The sequence below is a fragment of the Isoptericola jiangsuensis genome (genome assembly GCF_002563715.1).
In the GTDB taxonomy this organism is placed as follows: domain Bacteria; phylum Actinomycetota; class Actinomycetes; order Actinomycetales; family Cellulomonadaceae; genus Isoptericola; species Isoptericola jiangsuensis.
In genome coordinates, this window is record NZ_PDJJ01000001.1 from 3909000 (window position 1) to 3925384 (window position 16385).

General features: G+C 75.0%; 12 protein-coding genes. 4 read left to right on the forward strand and 8 right to left on the reverse strand.

The window, feature by feature from the left end; all coding sequences use genetic code 11:
- Nucleotides 1–66: 66 nt before the first annotated feature.
- Nucleotides 67–534 carry an Lrp/AsnC family transcriptional regulator gene (locus tag ATJ88_RS17450; RefSeq protein ID WP_098464926.1) on the forward strand — a complete coding sequence of 156 codons (468 nt, stop codon included), beginning with the start codon at nt 67–69 and terminating at the stop codon, nt 532–534.
- Nucleotides 535–612: 78 nt separating this feature from the next.
- Nucleotides 613–1575 carry a hypothetical protein gene (locus ATJ88_RS17455; protein ID WP_141538722.1) on the forward strand — a complete coding sequence of 321 codons (963 nt, stop codon included), beginning with the start codon at nt 613–615 and terminating at the stop codon, nt 1573–1575.
- Nucleotides 1576–1723: 148 nt separating this feature from the next.
- On the opposite strand, the gene ATJ88_RS17460 is transcribed toward ATJ88_RS17455, so the two are convergent.
- The 5 genes from ATJ88_RS17460 to ATJ88_RS17480 form a co-directional block, all read right to left on the reverse strand.
- Complete coding sequence (locus ATJ88_RS17460; protein WP_098464928.1) at nt 1724–4066, reverse strand: YhgE/Pip domain-containing protein; 2343 nt, start codon at nt 4064–4066, stop codon at nt 1724–1726.
- 316 nt (nt 4067–4382) lie between these two features.
- The gene (locus ATJ88_RS17465; protein WP_098464929.1) at nt 4383–6650 is read right to left on the reverse strand and encodes a 5'-nucleotidase C-terminal domain-containing protein; all 2268 of its coding nucleotides are present in this window, start codon (nt 6648–6650) and stop codon (nt 4383–4385) included.
- Nucleotides 6651–6764: 114 nt separating this feature from the next.
- Nucleotides 6765–7127: a DUF3817 domain-containing protein gene (locus ATJ88_RS17470; RefSeq protein WP_098464930.1), complete on the reverse strand. Its 363-nt coding sequence runs from the start codon at nt 7125–7127 to the stop codon at nt 6765–6767.
- Between the two features lie 113 nt (nt 7128–7240).
- A complete protein-coding gene (locus ATJ88_RS17475; RefSeq protein ID WP_098464931.1) occupies nt 7241–7960 on the reverse strand; it encodes an alpha/beta fold hydrolase in 720 nt (239 codons plus the stop codon).
- 49 nt (nt 7961–8009) lie between these two features.
- Nucleotides 8010–8831: an alpha/beta fold hydrolase gene (locus tag ATJ88_RS17480; protein WP_098464932.1), complete on the reverse strand. Its 822-nt coding sequence runs from the start codon at nt 8829–8831 to the stop codon at nt 8010–8012.
- A 158-nt stretch (nt 8832–8989) separates the two neighbouring features.
- Between ATJ88_RS17480 and ATJ88_RS17485 the strand changes: the two genes are divergently transcribed.
- Nucleotides 8990–11248, forward strand: coding sequence for a helix-turn-helix domain-containing protein (locus tag ATJ88_RS17485; RefSeq protein ID WP_098464933.1), 2259 nt, complete (start codon nt 8990–8992; stop codon nt 11246–11248).
- A 24-nt stretch (nt 11249–11272) separates the two neighbouring features.
- Here ATJ88_RS17485 and ATJ88_RS17490 read toward each other — a convergent pair whose 3' ends face one another.
- Together ATJ88_RS17490 and ATJ88_RS17495 are read right to left on the reverse strand one after the other, a co-directional pair.
- A complete protein-coding gene (locus tag ATJ88_RS17490; RefSeq protein ID WP_098464934.1) occupies nt 11273–13360 on the reverse strand; it encodes a thioredoxin domain-containing protein in 2088 nt (695 codons plus the stop codon).
- A gap of 4 nt (nt 13361–13364) precedes the next feature.
- Nucleotides 13365–14486 (reverse strand): GNAT family N-acetyltransferase, encoded by a 1122-nt coding sequence (locus ATJ88_RS17495; protein WP_098464935.1) that lies wholly within the window; start codon nt 14484–14486, stop codon nt 13365–13367.
- 101 nt (nt 14487–14587) lie between these two features.
- On the opposite strand from ATJ88_RS17495, the gene ATJ88_RS17500 reads away from it, so the two are divergent.
- Nucleotides 14588–15154, forward strand: a complete 567-nt coding sequence (locus tag ATJ88_RS17500; protein WP_245852556.1) for a GNAT family N-acetyltransferase — start codon at nt 14588–14590, stop codon at nt 15152–15154.
- A 9-nt stretch (nt 15155–15163) separates the two neighbouring features.
- Here the strand turns inward: ATJ88_RS17500 and ATJ88_RS17505 are convergent, their stop codons facing one another.
- Complete coding sequence (locus ATJ88_RS17505; RefSeq protein WP_098464936.1) at nt 15164–16381, reverse strand: LacI family DNA-binding transcriptional regulator; 1218 nt, start codon at nt 16379–16381, stop codon at nt 15164–15166.
- Between the last annotated feature and the right edge of the window lie 4 nt (nt 16382–16385).

Sequence of the window (16385 nt, forward strand, 5' to 3'; positions counted from 1 at the left end):
CGTTCTGACGCCGTGACGCAAGATTCTTGATGTCCCGCACAACGAATCGCCGCCCGGAGGTGACCCGTGGACGAGACCAACCGTCGCATCGTCGCGCAGCTGCTGCGCGACGGGCGCGCCTCCTACGCCGACGTCGGGGAAGCCGTCGGGCTGTCCGCGCCCGCCGTGAAGCGCCGCGTCGACCGCATGCTCGCCCGCGGCGAGATCTCCGGCTTCACCGTCCAGGTCTCCCCCGAGCAGCTCGGGTGGAAGATCGTCGCCTACGTCGAGATCTTCTGCCGCGGCAACATCTCCCCCGCCGCGCTCGAACGCGACTTCGGCCCCATCCCCGAGGTCGTCCGCGTCGACACCGTCACCGGCGAGGCCGACGCGCTCGTGCAGATCATGGCCGACTCCATGGCCGACGTGGAACGCATCGTCGAGACGTTCCGCGTCTCCGCCCGCGTCGACAAGACCCGCACCGCGATCGTCATGTCCCGCGTCATCGACCGCCCCGTCCGCGCGGGCACCGGGCCCGCGCCCGCCGAGGGCTGACGTGCGCCCCGCCCTGCCGCAGGGGGGACGACGACGACGCCGCGCGTCAGGCTCCACGGCTCGGCGCCGTGCCGCGCGGTGACAGACCGCTCCGTGGCGGTCCGCGTGGCTGCGCTCTGCGCGGCGGGGCTCGTGCTCGCCGCCTGTACGCCACCCGCGTCCACCCCGACGCCGACGCTGCCGGCCGACGTCGCCGCCGCCCTGACCGCCGAGCTGCGTCAGGACCGCACCCAGTACGCCGACCGCACCGGCGCGCTGCGCGTCGTCAACGGCTCCGACCACGACCTCGTGCTGCTCGGGGGCACCGTCACCGCGCCGGGCTTCTCGCCCACCACCCCCGACGGCGTCACCGACCGGCCCCTGCCCGCCGGGTCCGGCCGTGACGTCCGGCTCCGGCTCGGGGACGTCGACTGCGCCACCGCACCCGACGAGGCCGCCGTGCACGCCGTCGTCCGGGTCGCCCTCCCGCCCGACGGGGAGACCGGGACCGAGGCCGCCGGCCGAGCCGCGGACGCCCACGTCGCCGGGACGGGCGCGACCGCGCCCACGGCGGGAGTCGAGGTCGAGGTGCCCGTCGTCGACCCGCTGGGCCGGCTCGCCGCCGTGCACGCCGAGGTGTGCGCCGAACGGCTCGTCGCCACCGGGGCGCGCCTGGAGGTGACCGACGTCGTCGCGGCCGAGGTCGAGGGCCGCGACGGCGGACCCGCCCCGGGCCTGCGGCTGACGGTCGCCGTGACGCCCGTGGACGGCGGTCCCGCCGTCAGGGTCGACGAGGTCACCGGCACCACCCTCCTCTCCCCCGCGGGCGGAGCGACCACCTGGACGGGCGACGCCGTCGAGCCGACCGACGACGTCGTCGTCCTCGACGCGCTGCCCGCCCGCTGCGACCCGCACGCCGTCGGCGAGGACAAGCGCGGCACGTTCCTGCCCGTCGTCGCCTCCGTGGACGGTGTCCAGCAGGCCGTGACCTACCTCCCGATGACGGACGCCCAGCGGGCCGCCGTGTACACCGCAATCCACGACGCCTGCGGCTGGGACTGACCCTCTTCACGCAACGAGCGCGCTGACTCGGTACCTCAAGCAAGAGTTTGAGGTACCGAGTCAGCGCGCTCGTCGCGTGAGGAGGGGGGACGGCGACGGCCCGGCCGGACGCCGTGGAGGCATCGGACCGGGCCGTCGAACCCGCCGGTCAGCGCGCGCGCCGCGCCAGCAGGGTGATCGCCGCGACCGCCCCGAGCAGGCCGAGGATCAGCAGGACGCTGCCGAGCAGCGACGCGGGACCGGCCGGGCTGTTCGTCACCTCGGTCCGCATCGTGCCGGTGCCGTCCGCGAGCTGCGTCGTGCCGGCCGCGAGCTCCGCCGCACCGTCGGACAGCACCGTGGTGCCGTCGGACAGCTCGCCCGCGCCAGTGGACAGGCGCCCGGCGCCGTCCGCCAGGTCACCCGCCCCGGCAGCCAGGTCGCCGGCCCCGGCGTCGAGGTCCTGGGCGCCGAGGTGGATCTTGCGGATGCCGACCGCCGCGTCGTCCGCGCCGTCCGCGAGCCGGCCGAGGCCGGCCTCGAGCTCCCCGGCACCGGCCTCCGCCTCACCGAGCTTGCCGGCGAGGCGGCTCGCCCCGGCGGAGAGCTGCGACGCGCCGTCGGACAGCTCCGGCAGCCCGGACGCGAGCCGGTCGGCGCCGTCCGCGGCCCGCACGGTGCCCGCCGCGACCTGGATCGCGCCGTCCGCCAGCGTCGGCAGCTTGCCCGCCAGCTCCGACGCGCCGTCGGAGGCCCGCACCGTGCCCGCCGCGACCTGGTCGGCACCGTCCACGAGGGTCGGCAGGCCGTCGGCGAGCCGCGTCGCACCGTCGGAGGCGCGGACCGTGCCCGCGGCCACCTGGTCGGCACCGTCCACGAGGGTCGGCAGCCTGCCCGCCAGGTCGGACGCGCCGCCCGCCACCTGCCGGGCACCGGCGTCGAGGTCCGACGTGCCCTGGGCGAGCGCCGCCGCGCCGTCCCGCGCCGACCACGCTCCGGCCTGGAGCTGGGTGCCGCCCGCGAGCAGCGCACCGACGCCGTCGCGGACCTGGGCGGCCCCGGCACGGAGGTTCTCGGCACCGGCGTCCAGGCGGCCGGCCGCGTCGACGACCTGTCCGGTGCCGTTCGCCACGCCCTTCGCCCCGTCGGCGACGGCGCCCGCCCCGGCCTTCAGGTTCTTCGACCCGGCCACGAGCCCGGCGTCGCCCTCGAACCCGTCGGCGAGCTGCCGGGCACCCTGCCGGGCGGACTCGGTGCCGCGCGCGACGTCGGCCGCCCCGGCCGACAGCCCCTGCGCCTGGGCGGTGAGCTGCTGCAGCGCCTCGGCGAGCTGCGGGTCGTCGGTGGACGCCGCGAGGTCGGCGAGCGCGCCCGCCAGGCCCGAACTCCCGGCCGCCACCGCGTCGGCGCCGCCGTCGACGGACCCGAGACCGTCGGCGAGCGAGCGGCTCGCGCCCGCCGCCTGGGAGATGCCCTGGGCCAGCGCCCCGGCGCCGTCGCGGACGCCGACCGCACCGGCCGCGGTGCGGTCCGCACCGTCGTCCAGCGTCGTCGCCGCGTCCACGAGCGACGAGGTGCCCTGCTCGAGCGTCTCCGCACCGCCGGCTACCTGCTGCGTGCCGTCGACCAGCGCGCCGCCCTTCGTCACGAGCTGGTCGATCCCGGCCGAGAGCTGCCCGACGCCGGTGGACAGCCCGGAGGCTCCGGCGGCGACCTCGCTCGACCCCGCGGCGAGAGAACCGGCCCCGGCGGCGATCCTGCTCGCACCGTCCGAGGCCGCGGACGCGCCGTCGGCGACCTGGCTCGCGCCGTCGACGAGCTCGGGGAGCTTGCCCGCCAGCTCGGTGGCGCCCGACGCCACCTGCTTCGTCCCGTCGTGGACACGGAAGGCGCCGTCGACGAGGTCCGGGAGCTTGCCCGCGAGCTCGGAGGCGCCGTCGGTGGCCTTCTCGGCGCCGGCGGCGACCTTGTCCGCGCCGTCGACGAGGTCGGGGAGCTTGCCCGCGAGCTCGGAGGCACCGGCGGCGGCGGTGGCGCTGCCGTCGGCGAGGCGGGTGGCGCCCGCACTGAGCTCGACGCCGCCCGCGTGCAGCAGGACGGTGCCGTCGTGGAGCGACGTCATGCCGTCGCGGGCCTCGACGGTGCCGGGCTGGAGCCGGTTCACGAGCCCGTCCTGGAGCTCGCCGGTGCCGTCGGCGAGGCGGTCGGTGCCGTCGGTGAGGTCACCGGTGCCCGCCAGCAGGCGGGTGGTGCCGTCGGCGAGCTCGCCCGCGCCGTCGGCGAGGGTGGTGGCGCCGTCGGAGAGCTGGACGCTGCCGTCCGCGAGGCGGGTCGCGCCGTCCTGCACCTCCCCCGCGCCGGCGTCGAGGCGGGTCGCACCGTCGGCGACGCTGCTGTTGAGCAGCACGAGCACGACGAGGGCGACGAGGGCCGCGAGCGCGAGCGCCGCGACGGCGAAGGCCGTGGTGATGGTCGGGCCGCGCGATCCGCGCACTGTTCTGGTCGAGGTCATGGAGCGTCACTCCCACCCGCGTCGCCGGTGACGCGGAACGGTCCGGCACGGCACGTCGGCCGTGGCCCGTCGTCTTTGGCGGGTCACAGGGAGTATTACTGATGCAGCCTCAATAGTGAATAGCTGAGGCCGCCTCAATACGTCACGAGGTGGTCACGGACCGCAGCCCTACCGCTGCAGACGCAGACGAGCGTGCCGACCGTCCCGTCATCCGTCGTCGATGAGGGGACGGCCGGCACGCTCGTCGGCAGGACGGACCGCGAGGGCCCGGCGGGGGGCGGCCCGGGACGTCAGACCCCGGGCCGCCCCCCGGCGATCAGGAGGTCCGCTCCCACGGACCCCACTTCGACGCGCCCGGCTCCTGGTTCCGCGTCCACCACTTGGCCGTGTAGGTCACGCCCTCGTGCTCGACGACGTCACCCGCGACGAACACGCGCGACGGCGTCCACACGGCGGTGCCGTCGGCGGTCGTGGCGATCTCCTGCCACGAGCCCCACACCGACTTGCCGGGCACCTCCTTGGTCCACCACATCGCCTCGAACAGACGGCCCTGGTACATGACCTGGTCACCCTCGGTGTAGACGGTGCCGCGCTGCCACTCCGGGACCACGACCTCGACCGGGACGGTGACCTCGGTGCCCGTCGACGCACCCGCGAGGGTGAGCTCGGCGGTGCCCGCCGCGACGTCCGCGGGGAGCTTCACCGACACCGACGCGGTGCCGATCAGGTCGTCGACCGTGCTGCCCGGCGTGGTCGTCACCGGGAACGTGCCGAGGACCTCGCCGTCGAGCGACACCGTCAGCGCGGCGTCCTTGACATCGGCCGGGGTGGACATCGACCACGACGACACGTCGAACGCGACCGTGTCGCCCGCGACGTACGACGCCGGGGCGCCGGCCGGGAACGAGACGCCGACGGCGCGCTGCGAGTAGTCGACGGGCAGCGGCGCGTCGGCCGCGAACTCCGCCAGGTAGTCGACCATGGCGGCGAGGTCGATCTTGCCGGTGTCGCGCTTGTCCGTGCCCTCGGCCAGGGTGAAGAAGTTGTCACCACCCGTGGACAGGAACGAGTTGACCGTCACCGAGTAGGTGGCGTCGGCGGTGATCGGCGCGCCGTCCAGCGTCATCGAGGTGATGCGGTCGCCCGCGGCGCCGGCCGGGTCGAACGTGTACTCGAAGCCCTCGGACACGCCGAGGCGCAGGAACGGCCGGGAGGCGCCGGCGGGCTGCCACTGCTCCTCCAGGACGGACTCGATCTGCGCGCCGGTGAGCCGCATGTTGACCAGCGTGTTCGCGAACGGCTGGACGACGGCGGCCTGCTTGTAGGTGAGGGTGCGCGGCGACCCGGTCCCGGTGCCGGTCATGTCGGCCCGCAGGCCGCCCGGGTTCATGAACGCGATCTGCGCGGCGCCCGACTCGGCGCCGGACGTCGCCCAGCGCTGCACCTCGGCGACGAGGTTGCCGAGCGTGGACTCGCCACCGCGGTTCTCGCTGCCCGACGCGAGCTTGGCCCGGTTGAACGCGCCCTCGATCTGGCCGAGCGGCTGCGCGCCGAGGACCTCGGCGTCCGCGACGGCCTTGCTGACGATCCCCGCGACCTCGGTGTCCGCGGGGTAGTTGCCCGCGAGCGGCAGGATGGCGGTGTCCAGCCCGACGACGTCACCCGAGTCGGGGTCGACGGAGAACACGAGCTGGTTGAGGTTGTAGCCGTACTGGCCGGCCGACACCACGGGACGCTCCGTCACCGCACGCCCGGCCCACTCGTCCACGGGGAACGCGCAGTCGTAGGCCAGGTGGGTGTGCCCGGACACGATGGCGTCCACCTCGGGGCTGAGCTCGTTGACGACCTGCGCGAACGCGTTGTCGGCCGTCGGCATCGACGCGCACTGGGTGGTCTCCGCACCGTCGTGCACGAGCAGGACGACGACGTCCGCGCCCTCGGCGACCAGGGCGTCCGCCTCGGCGTTCGCCGTGTCGACGATGCTCGCGACCTCGAGCTCCGCGATGCCGCCCGGGCTGACCAGCGACGGCAGCTCCTCGGTGACGGCGCCGACGAACCCGACCTGGACGTCGCCGAAGTCCTTCAGCCAGGAGGCGGGGACGGCGTCCTCGCCGGTGGCGCGCATCTTGAGGTTCGCCGCGACGTACTGCCACTCGGCGCCGCCGTACGGGTTGGTCTGCGCGTCGTAGGGCGCCATGACGCGCTCGACCAGGTCGGTGTAGCCCTGGTCGAGCTCGTGGTTGCCCACCGCCGACACGTCGAGGCCCGCCTCGTTGAGGGCGGCGATCGTGGGGCGGTCGTGCTGGATGAACGACTCGAACGTGGAGGCACCGATGAGGTCGCCCGCCGCCGCGAACACCGTGTTCGGGTTCGCGGCGCGGAGCTGCTCGACGGCCCCGGCGAGCACGGCGGCGCCGGCCTCGGAGCCGTTGGCCTGGATACGACCGTGGAAGTCGTTCGTGGCGAGGATCTGGATGTCGACCGGGTCGGCGGCCTGCGCGGGCAGCGCTCCGACGGCGGTGACACCGGCGAACGCGAGGCCGAGGATCGTGCCCCCGGCCACCCGCTGACGCATGGTGTGCATGTGTGACTCTCCCGCTGTTGAGGTGGTGTCAGTCACAGTAGCCAGCGGGTCCGGCCCGGGAGAACAGATCCGGTAACGATCGGGAAAACTCCGGGCGTCGCGCGGACGACCAGGTCAGGCCGCCACGGGCTCCCGGACCTCGGCCGGGGCGTCGCTCAGGTGACCGGTGCGGCGCAGCCACCACTCGGCCGGGAGGGTCGCCAGCGGCGGCACGGCGGCCGCGAGCGCCACGAGCGTGCGCCACCAGCCCCAGCGGTGCTGGACGGCGACGATCAGCGCGACCACGACGTACGCGACGAACGCCCCGCCGTGCAGGCGGCCGAACAGCCACACGCCCGCCTCGGTGGTCTCGGTGACGTACTTGAGGAACATCCCCACCAGCAGTCCGGCCCAGGTGAACGCCTCCACCCAGGCGACGACGGCGAACACGCGTCCCCAGCGGGACAGGGCGGGCTTCGGGCGGGCGGGGGCGGGCATGGCTGGTCCTTCTTCCGTGGTCGGGATCGCCTGGGGCAACGCCCGACGGCGGCGAGGAGTTCCGCGCTCGCCGTCGCCGGACGTCGGCCCTGTCCCGGCCGCGCGAGGGAGGACTACGCGGACAGCTTGCGGACGGCCTCGATGATCAGGTCGGCGACCGCCTCGGGCTGGGACACCATGACCGAGTGGGACGCACCGGCGATCTCCTGGATCGCGACGGCACCGGCACGCTCGGCCATGAAACGCAGGCCCTCGACCGGGATGTTCTTGTCGGCGTCGCCGAAGACGAACCACGACGGGAGCGTCTTCCACGCCGGGACCGGCGCAGGCTGGGCCTCGCCGAGCGCGAAGTCACGGATCGGGCGCTGCGTGCGCGCCTGGATCGCGGCGTCCGCGGCGGGGACGTCGGCGGCGAACTGGCCGTGGAACAGGTCCCGGTCCACGACGAGGTCGTGGGTGCCGTCGCCCAGCGGGTACGGGCGCACCGTCTCGCCGAGGGTGCTGCCGGGGAACCTGCCGGTCAGCTCGAGGGCGTTCTCGCCGTGGTCGGGCGCGAACGCGGCGACGTAGACGAGGCCGACGACGGCCGGGTCGTCCACGGCCGCCTCGGTGATGACGGCGCCGCCGTAGGAGTGGCCGACGAGGACGACCGGTCCGCCGATCCCCTCGACGGCCCGGCGGACGTTCTCCGCGTCGCCGGACACGCTGCGCAGCGGGTTCGGGGTGGCGACAGCGGCCACCCCGGCCTCGGTGAGCAGGGCGATCACCCCGGACCAGCTGGACGACTCGGCGAACGCGCCGTGGACCAGGACGACGGTGACGGGTGCTGACATGGTGGGCTCCTTCGGTGGAGGTGGGAGGGACGTGCTGGCGAGGTGGGGGTCAGCCGGCCAGGAACTCGAGGATGTCGGCGCCGAGCGCCGTCCGGAAGTCGCCGTGGATGCCGTGCGGCGCGCCCGGGTAGACCTTCAGCGTGCCGTCCTTGACGAGCTCGGCGGAGCGGAGCGCGGAGGCGCCGATCGGCACGATCTGGTCGTCGTCGCCGTGCGCGATGAGGATCGGCACGTCGAGGGCCTCGAGGTCCTCGGTGAAGTCCGTCTCGGAGAAGGCCTGCACGCAGTCGTAGGCGGCCGCCAGGTTCACCAGCATGCCCTGCCGCCAGAAGTCGTCCTTCGCACCCTGGGACACCGTCGCGCCCTCACGGTTGGCGCCGAAGAACGTCTCCGCGAGGTCCTGGTAGAACTGCGAGGCGTCGTTCAGCACGCCGGCGCGGATGCCGTCGAACACCTCGATCGGCAGCCCGTCCGGGTTCTGCTCGGTCCGGACCATGAGGGGCGGCACGGCGCCCACCGTGACGACGCGGGAGACCCGCCCGGCACCGTGCTGCGCCGCGTAGCGCACCACCTCGCCACCGCCGGTCGAATGACCGATCACGACGAGGTCGCGCAGGTCCAGGGCCTCGACGAGCTCCGCGAGGTCGCGAGCGTAGGTGTCCATGTCGTTGCCCGTGGACGTCTTCGAGGAACGGCCGTGACCGCGCCGGTCGTGGGCGATGGCCTGGTAGCCCGCGTCCGCGAGCAGCTTGAGCTCGACCTGCCAGGCGTCCGAGCTCAGCGGCCACCCGTGGCTGAACAGGACCGGCCGACCCGAGCCCTGCGTCGTGAAGTAGATCTCCGTACCGTCCGACGTCGTGATGTAGGGCATGAAATATCCTCTGCTGCAGTTGGTGTCGACCCGGCAGGTGTGCCGGAGGACGGGCCCGCCCGGTCGGTGGACCGTCGGCGAACCCTTGCCTCCCACCTCACCGCCTCGCCTGCCGCGTCACCAGGCAGAAAGCAGGCAGAAGTGCGAAGTCACCTCCGGTGAACCGGCCCTCCACGCTCGGCGAGCAGCTCCGTCGGCTGCGGCTGGCGGCCGACCTCACTCTCGAAGCCCTCGCCGAACGCTCGGGGGTGAGCGTCCGGACGATCGGAGACGTGGAGCGGGGCGTGAGCGTCGCGCCACACCGCCGGACCGTCGACGCCCTCGCCCGCGGCCTCCGCCTCGGCACCGCGGACCGGGAGTCGCTCCTGCGCGAGGTGCGCGCCCGACGAGCCGTGCCCGCGCAGGGGTCACGAGCCTCGGCTGTCGCCCCTCACCGGGTCGGGGACTTCAGCGGTCGCGAGCGGGAGCTCGCCGAGGTCGCGGCATTCCTGGACGCCTCCCGGACGGGCCGCACCCCTCCGGTCGTGATCTCCGGGCTCGCCGGGATCGGCAAGACCACGACCGCTCTCGAGGCGATCCACCGCCTCGACAGCCCGCGCCCCATCCTGTTCCTCGACCTCGACGGTCTGAGCCCGGCCCCGCTGACGCCTCTGCAGGTCGTCAGCGGCCTCCTGCGTCAGGTCCCCGGCGTCGGTGACGCAGCGCCCCGGACCCTCGACGACGCGGTGCGGCGCTGGTCCGCGGTCACGGCGGGGACACCGGTGACGGTGCTGCTCGACAACGCCGACGCGGAGGCCCAGGTCCGTCCCGTGCTCACCCTGGACCCCCGCAGCGCGGTCGTGGTCACCTCGCGCCGGGCCCTGACCGGGCTGGAGGGGGTGCGACGCGTCACGCTGGGTCCCCTGCGACCCGACGAGAGCGTCGAGCTGCTCGGCCGCATCATCCCCGCGGACCAGCGCGACGCCGGGGACCTGCGCGAGCTCGCCGAGCTCTCCAGCCACGTCCCGCTCGCGATGCGGATCGCGGGCAACCGGATCGCCGCCGCGCCGGCGGTCCGGGCGGGCGACTTCTCGACCCGCATCCGGTCGGCGGAGAACCGACTGCGGATGCTGGTGGCCGGCGACCTGGCGGTGGAGGCTGCCTTCACCCTGTCGTACGACGACCTCGACCCCGCGGTCGCGGCGCTGTTCCGCGCGATCTCCGTGATCGACACCGGCACGTTCGACGCCCGGCTCGCCACCGCCACCGTCGGGCCCGCCGTCAGCGTCGTCGACGTCGAGACGGGCCTGGACGAGCTGACCGACCTCGGGCTGGTCGAGGCCCGCGGCGGCAACCGCTACCGCCTCCACGACCTCGTGCGCGTGTTCGCCGGCTCTCGCCTGGCGGACGCCGACTCCGCCGCGGAGTCGGAGGCCCGGCGCGCCCGGCTGCGGCACTGGCTGCTCGGCAGCCTGGAGCGCGCGGGGGCGTGGTTCGAGCCGGATCGCTCGCCGACGGACGCCGGGCCGGCCGGTGTGGCCTTCTCCGACGCGGAGGCGGCCGACGCGTGGATCCGCCTCGAGGAGCAGCACTGGTGGCCGGCGATGCAGGCCGCGGCCCGGGCCGGCGAGCACGAACTGGTGGTCGAGGTGGCCGACGCGCTGCACTGGTTCTCGGAGCTGTGGGCCGACTGGGGTCACTGGGTGGAGCTCTTCGGGCTCGCCGTGGACGCGGCGCGCGCCCTGCAGGACGACCGCCTGGAGGCGATGCACCTGGGCTATCTCGTGTGGGCCACCGTCGTCGAGTCGCGGGACCGCGTCGAGGGGCTCCGCCTCGCCCGGCTCGCGGTCGCGGCCGCCGCGCGGTCCGGGGACCATCAACAGCTCGGCTGGACGCACTACTACCTCGGCTGGATGCTGCAGCAGAACGGGCTCGACGGCGGCCCTGCGGCCAGCCGTGCCGCGCTGCTCCACTTCGGCCTCGCCGGCGACTCCGTGGGCACGACCAGTGCCGCGGCAGCGCTCGGGAACCACGCCCAGGCGAACGGTGACCATCAGCTCGCGCTCGACGAGCACCGTGCCGCGTACGACCGCGTGCAGGCCGAGGCGCCGTTCACCACGCACGCCATGACCTACGTCGTCGGCACGCTGCACTACTTCATGGCCATGGCCCTCGTCGGGCTCGACCGGCCCGCCGAGGCGATCGAGGAGGTCGACCGCGCCCTCGCGATCGCCGAGGACGTGGGAGCGGTCAACCTCGTCCGCTTGTCCCTGCGGGTCCGGGCGACGGCACACCTGGCGACCGGCGACGGACCACGGGCCCGGGCGGACGTCGAACGGGCGCTCGACGGGCTCGACCTGATGTCGTCCACGGAGATGAACACGGCGCTGCGCGACTCGCTGCTGCCGCTGCTGGAGGAGGCGAACCGCCTGACCTGAGGCGTGCGACCCCGATCGCGGACCTCACCGGACGAGCGCGGCCGAGAGCTCCTCGGGCGTGGTGACGGGCCGGTCGCAGACGAACCCACGGCACACGTACGCCGCCGGGCCGCCGTCGACGAGGGGCCGGTCGGCCAGCAGGGGCACGCCGTCGGCGTCCGGAGCGCCGTGGACGACCACGGTCCCGGGCGAGGTGGCCCGGCGTGCGGTCGCGAGCAGCGCGTCCGCCACGGTGCCGGTGCCGACGACGGCGACCTGCAGCGGTCCGGCGGCGAGCGCCTCCGCGGTGGCCAGCAACTGCCCGGCGAACCGCGGCGCGCGGCGGGCGAGCGCGGCCGACGCCCGCACCGCGGCCTCGGCGGCCGCCCGGTGGCGGGTCGACCCGGTGAGGGCCGCGTACGTGGTGAGCGCCCCCGCGAGGGCGGACGCCCCGGACGGCTCCGCGCCGTCGCTCGGGTCGCGAGGCCGCACGACGAGCCGTTCGGCGTCGTCCGCGACGTCGAAGAACCCGCCGTCGTCCGCGGCGAACCGGGCGAGCGCGGTGTCGAGGAGGTCCCCCGCGGCGGCGAGCCAGCGCGCCTCCCCCGTGGCCTGGTGCAGGGCGAGCAGCCCCTCGGCGAGGTCGCCGTGGTCCGCGGCGACGCCCGGAGCGGCGCCCACGACCCCGTGCCGCGACGCCCGTCGCAGGCGTCCGTCGACGACGTGCACCCGCAGCAGCAGGTCCGCGCACTCCCGCGCGGCGTCCACCCAGGCGGGGACGTCGAGCAGGGCGCCCGCCTCGGCGAGCGCGGCCACGGCGAGCCCGTTCCAGGCCGTGACGACCTTGTCGTCGCGGGCGGGCTGGGGACGGGTCCGGCGGGCGGCGAGCAGGACGGGGCGCACGCGGGCCCACCACGCCGGGTCGGGGTCGTGCCGGAGCTGCAGCGTGGACGCACCGTGCTCGAACGTGCCCTCGTCGGTCACGCCGAGCACCGTGGCGGCGGTCGCGCCGTCGTCGTCGCCGAGGACGGCGCGGAGCTCGGCCGGCGTCCACACGTACGTCAGGCCCTCCACGCCGTGCGCCCGGCGTGCGGTCGTCCGCGCGCCCTCGGTGCCGCCCGCGCCGTCCACAGGCCTGTGGACCGGCGCGTCCGCAGCACCGTCCACGGTGTCGTCGACGGTGTCGTCGACAGGGGTGTCGGCGTCGAGCGCGGACGCGAACCCGCCCTCGGCGGTGCGCAGGTCGCGCAGCAGGAACCCGGCGGTCTCGTGCACCACCCGCTCCGCGAGCGGCGAGGCGCCCGTCCGCCACCGGTGCGCGTACACGCGCAGGAGCAGGGCGTTGTCGGAGAGCATCTTCTCGAAGTGCGGCACCACCCAACCGGCGTCCACCGCGTAGCGGGCGAACCCGCCGCCGAGCTGGTCGTACAGGCCGCCGCGCGCCATCGCCTCGCACGTGCGGTCCACCATCGCGATCGCGTTCGCGTCACCCGTGCGGGCGTGGTGCCGCAGCAGGTGCTCGAGCGTCATCGACGGCGGGAACTTCGGCGCGCCGCCGAACCCGCCCCGCACCACGTCGGCCTCCCGGCGCAGGGTCGCGACGGCGTCCGCGAGCGCCGCGTCGTCCAGCGGCAGGCCCGGCAGCGGCCCCGTGGCCTGTGCGATCGCGGCCGTCACGGCGCCCGCGCGCTGCACGACGGCGTCCCGCGCGTCCGCCCAGGCGTCCCGCACCGCGCCGAGCACGCCGAGGAACTGCTCGCGCGGGAAGTAGGTGCCGCAGTGGAACGCGTCGCCGTCCGGGGTGAGGAACGCCGTCATCGGCCAGCCGCCCTGCCCCGTCATCGCGGTGGTCGCCGCCATGTAGACCGCGTCGACGTCGGGCCGCTCCTCCCGGTCCACCTTGACGGGCACGAACGACGCGTTGATCACCGCCGCGACGTCGGCGTCCTCGAACGACTCGTGCGCCATGACGTGGCACCAGTGGCAGGCCGCGTAACCGACGGAGAGCAGCACCGGCACGTCCCGGCGACGCGCCTCGGCGAACGCGTCGTCGCCCCACTCCCACCAGTCGACCGGGTTGTCGGCGTGCTGGAGCAGGTACGGCGAGGTCGCGCCGCGCAGTCGGTCGGCCATGCGGTCACGCTAGCCGCGCCGGACCGACGTCGGCGGTCCGCGCCTGGAACAGGGCCGCGCCTCCGGCCGGCCGGAACCCCATCGCGACGTTGATCGCGAGCATGTGGGGGTTGTCCTCGTTGTTCCACGTCCACAGCCGCTCGGCGCCGGGCCACACGGCCTGGTGGGCGCGCAGGTTCACGACCTTGACCAGCAGGCCGAGGCGACGCCCGCGGTGGTCCGGCATGACGACGGTGGTGTCCTGCTCGCTGAACGCCGGGGCGTCCATGCCGTGCTCCAGCCACGTCGCCGCGACCAGCCGGCCCGACGGCGCGTGCTCCGCCGCCGTCACGACGAACCCCTTGCGCTGCCGCAGCAGCCGCGCGAGCATCACCCGCACCCGCTCGGCGTCCCACCGCTCCGGCTCCAGGTCGAGGCCCGGGTTCGGCTCGTCCACCGTGAGCTGGTGCTCCAGGTCGGCGTAGCCGGCGTGCCAGCGCCGCGGCAGGTCGTCGCGCCAGGTGTGCAGGCGGTAGTCGTCGCCCGCCACCACGCGGGCGTCCGCCTCCCACCGGTCGAGCACGGCGTCGTCCACCGGCAGCCGCAGGCACGACCGCCGTGCCAGGAGCGCCAGCTCGAACCCGGCCGCGAGGGCGAACCGCACACCGGGCACGTCGGACCGCACCCGGCCGTTGCCCGTCGGCGCGGTCAGGACGCCCGGCCCGTCGGACCCGGGCTCGTCGGCCACGTCGACCTCCGCCTGGAGCACCGCGCGGCCCTCGTCGCGCGCCGCCGCGACCAGCCAGGCCAGCAGCGCCGTGCCGATCCCCCGCCGCCGGTAGGCGGGCAGCACCGCCACCTGCACGAACGCCGAGTCCGGGTTGTCCCGCAGGTCCACCACGAGCAGACCGGACCCGACGACGTGCCGTCCGTCACCGTCGTCGGCCACCGCCACCACCCGACGCCGCCGCTGGTAGCCGATCTCGTTCATCGTCACCACGACGTCCAGCGCCGACGGCACCCCGTCCGCGTCACCCAGGTCGGCCAGCGCCACCTGCCGCTCCACCTCCGCGCAGCCCCGGTACGCCCACGCCGCCGCGTCGTCCGGCGACGTGGCACGTGGTGCCTCCCGCAGCTCCCAGGCCATGACCCAGCGTCGCCCCGCCCCCACCGCCCGCGCCACCTGTTTCCGGCGTCACACCCGTTCGTCCGCGCCGACGTCACCGACTCGGGCTAGGGTGCCTTCCCGTGACCGAGGTGACCCCGCTGCGCGCTCCCCTGCCCGTCAGGACGAGCCGGCTCGTGCTGCGCACGTACGCCGAGAGCGACCTCGACGCGCTCCTTGCCTACTACTCCGACCCCGACGTCGCCCGGTTCCTCCTCGAGGAACCCTGGACCGCCGAGGACGCCGAGACGCAGCTCGCCCGCCGCATGACCCGCACCGGGGTGGACGAGCCCGGCTCCGCGCTGGCGCTCGTCGTCGAGCACGAGGGCACCGTCGTGGGCGACGTCTCCCTGTGGACGACCGGGGACACCGTGTCCCGCGGCGAGGTCGGCTGGGTGTTCAACCCCGCCTACACGGGCCGCGGGTTCGCCACCGAGGCGCTGCGCTCCCTGCTCGGCATCGCGTTCGACCACTACCGGATGCACCGCGTCGTCGCGCAGCTCGACGCCCGCAACGACCGCTCCGCCAAGCTGTGCGAGCGCGTCGGCCTCAAGCGGGAGGGGCACCTGCGCGCCGACTGGTGGTCGAAGGGCGAGTGGACCGACACCCTCGTCTACGGGATGCTCGCCCGCGAGTGGCAGCGCCCCTGAGCCACGCGCTCAGGCCGAGTCGCGCACCACGAGCGACGTCGGCAGGGTGACCGCCGCCGGTTCCGCCCCCTCCACGACGTCGACCAGCAGCCGCACCATCTCCGAGCTGATCCGCTCGTACGGCTGACGCATCGTCGTCAGCGCCGGGTGCAGCTGCTCCGCCACCCCGTTGTCGTCGAAACCCGCCACCGCGACGTCGTCCGGCACCACCCGGCCCGCGGCCTGCGCCGCCACCAGTGCACCGGCCGCCATGAGGTCGCTGTGGACGAACACCGCGTCGACGTCCGAGTGCTCCGCCAGGAGACGCGCCATCCCCAGCCGGCCGCTCTCGCGCGAGTAGTCGCCGTGCACCACCAGCGCCGGGTCGAACGCGTCCCCCAGCGCCTCCCGGTAGCCCCGCAGACGCAGCACGCCGCCCGGGGTGTCCATCGGCCCCGTGATCGTCGCGATCCGGCGACGGCCCGCGTCCAGCAGGTGCTGCGTCATCGTGCGGCCGCCCGACAGGTCGTCCGCCGCGACGTACGCGACCTTGTCCTCGTAGCCGAGCGGCACACCGCACGCCACCGTCGGCACGCCCAGGCGCAGCAGCTCCGCGATCATCGGGTTGCCCTCGTGCGAGCTGATGAGCAGCACCCCGTCGACGTGCCCCGCCTCCACGTAGCCCGCCACCCGCCGACGCTCCTCCGCGGTGCCCGCCACCAGCAGCACCATCGGCATTTCGCGCGACGCCGCCGCCTCCGTCGCGCCCCGCAGCAGGCGCGGGAAGTTCGGGTCCTCGAACAGCAGGTGCTGCGGCTCCGTCAGCAGGAACGCCACCGAGTTGGACCGGCCCGTGACCAGCGACCGGGCGTGCTCGTTCGCGCGGTACCCCGTCCGGCGGATCGCGTCCTCGACGGCCGCGCGCGCCTCCGGCGACACCCAGTGCCCGCCGTTGATCACCCGCGACACTGTGCCGCGCGACACGCCCGACTCCGCCGCGACGTCCCGGATCGTCGGACGCCGCGTCGACTTGGTCGGCTTCCGCGCACGCGCGGTACGGGACGCCGTCGTGGTCGCACCGCGGGCTGCGGGGGCGCCGTCCGTCGCGCCGTCCGTCACCGTGGTGCGGGTGGGAGCGGGACCGTCGGCGTCGTCGGGCGCGAGGGTGCCCACCGACGTGTCCGCCGACGTCGGACGTGTGTCGTCCGGGGGCGCGACGTCGACGTCGCCGTTCGTGGTGCCGCTCATGGCG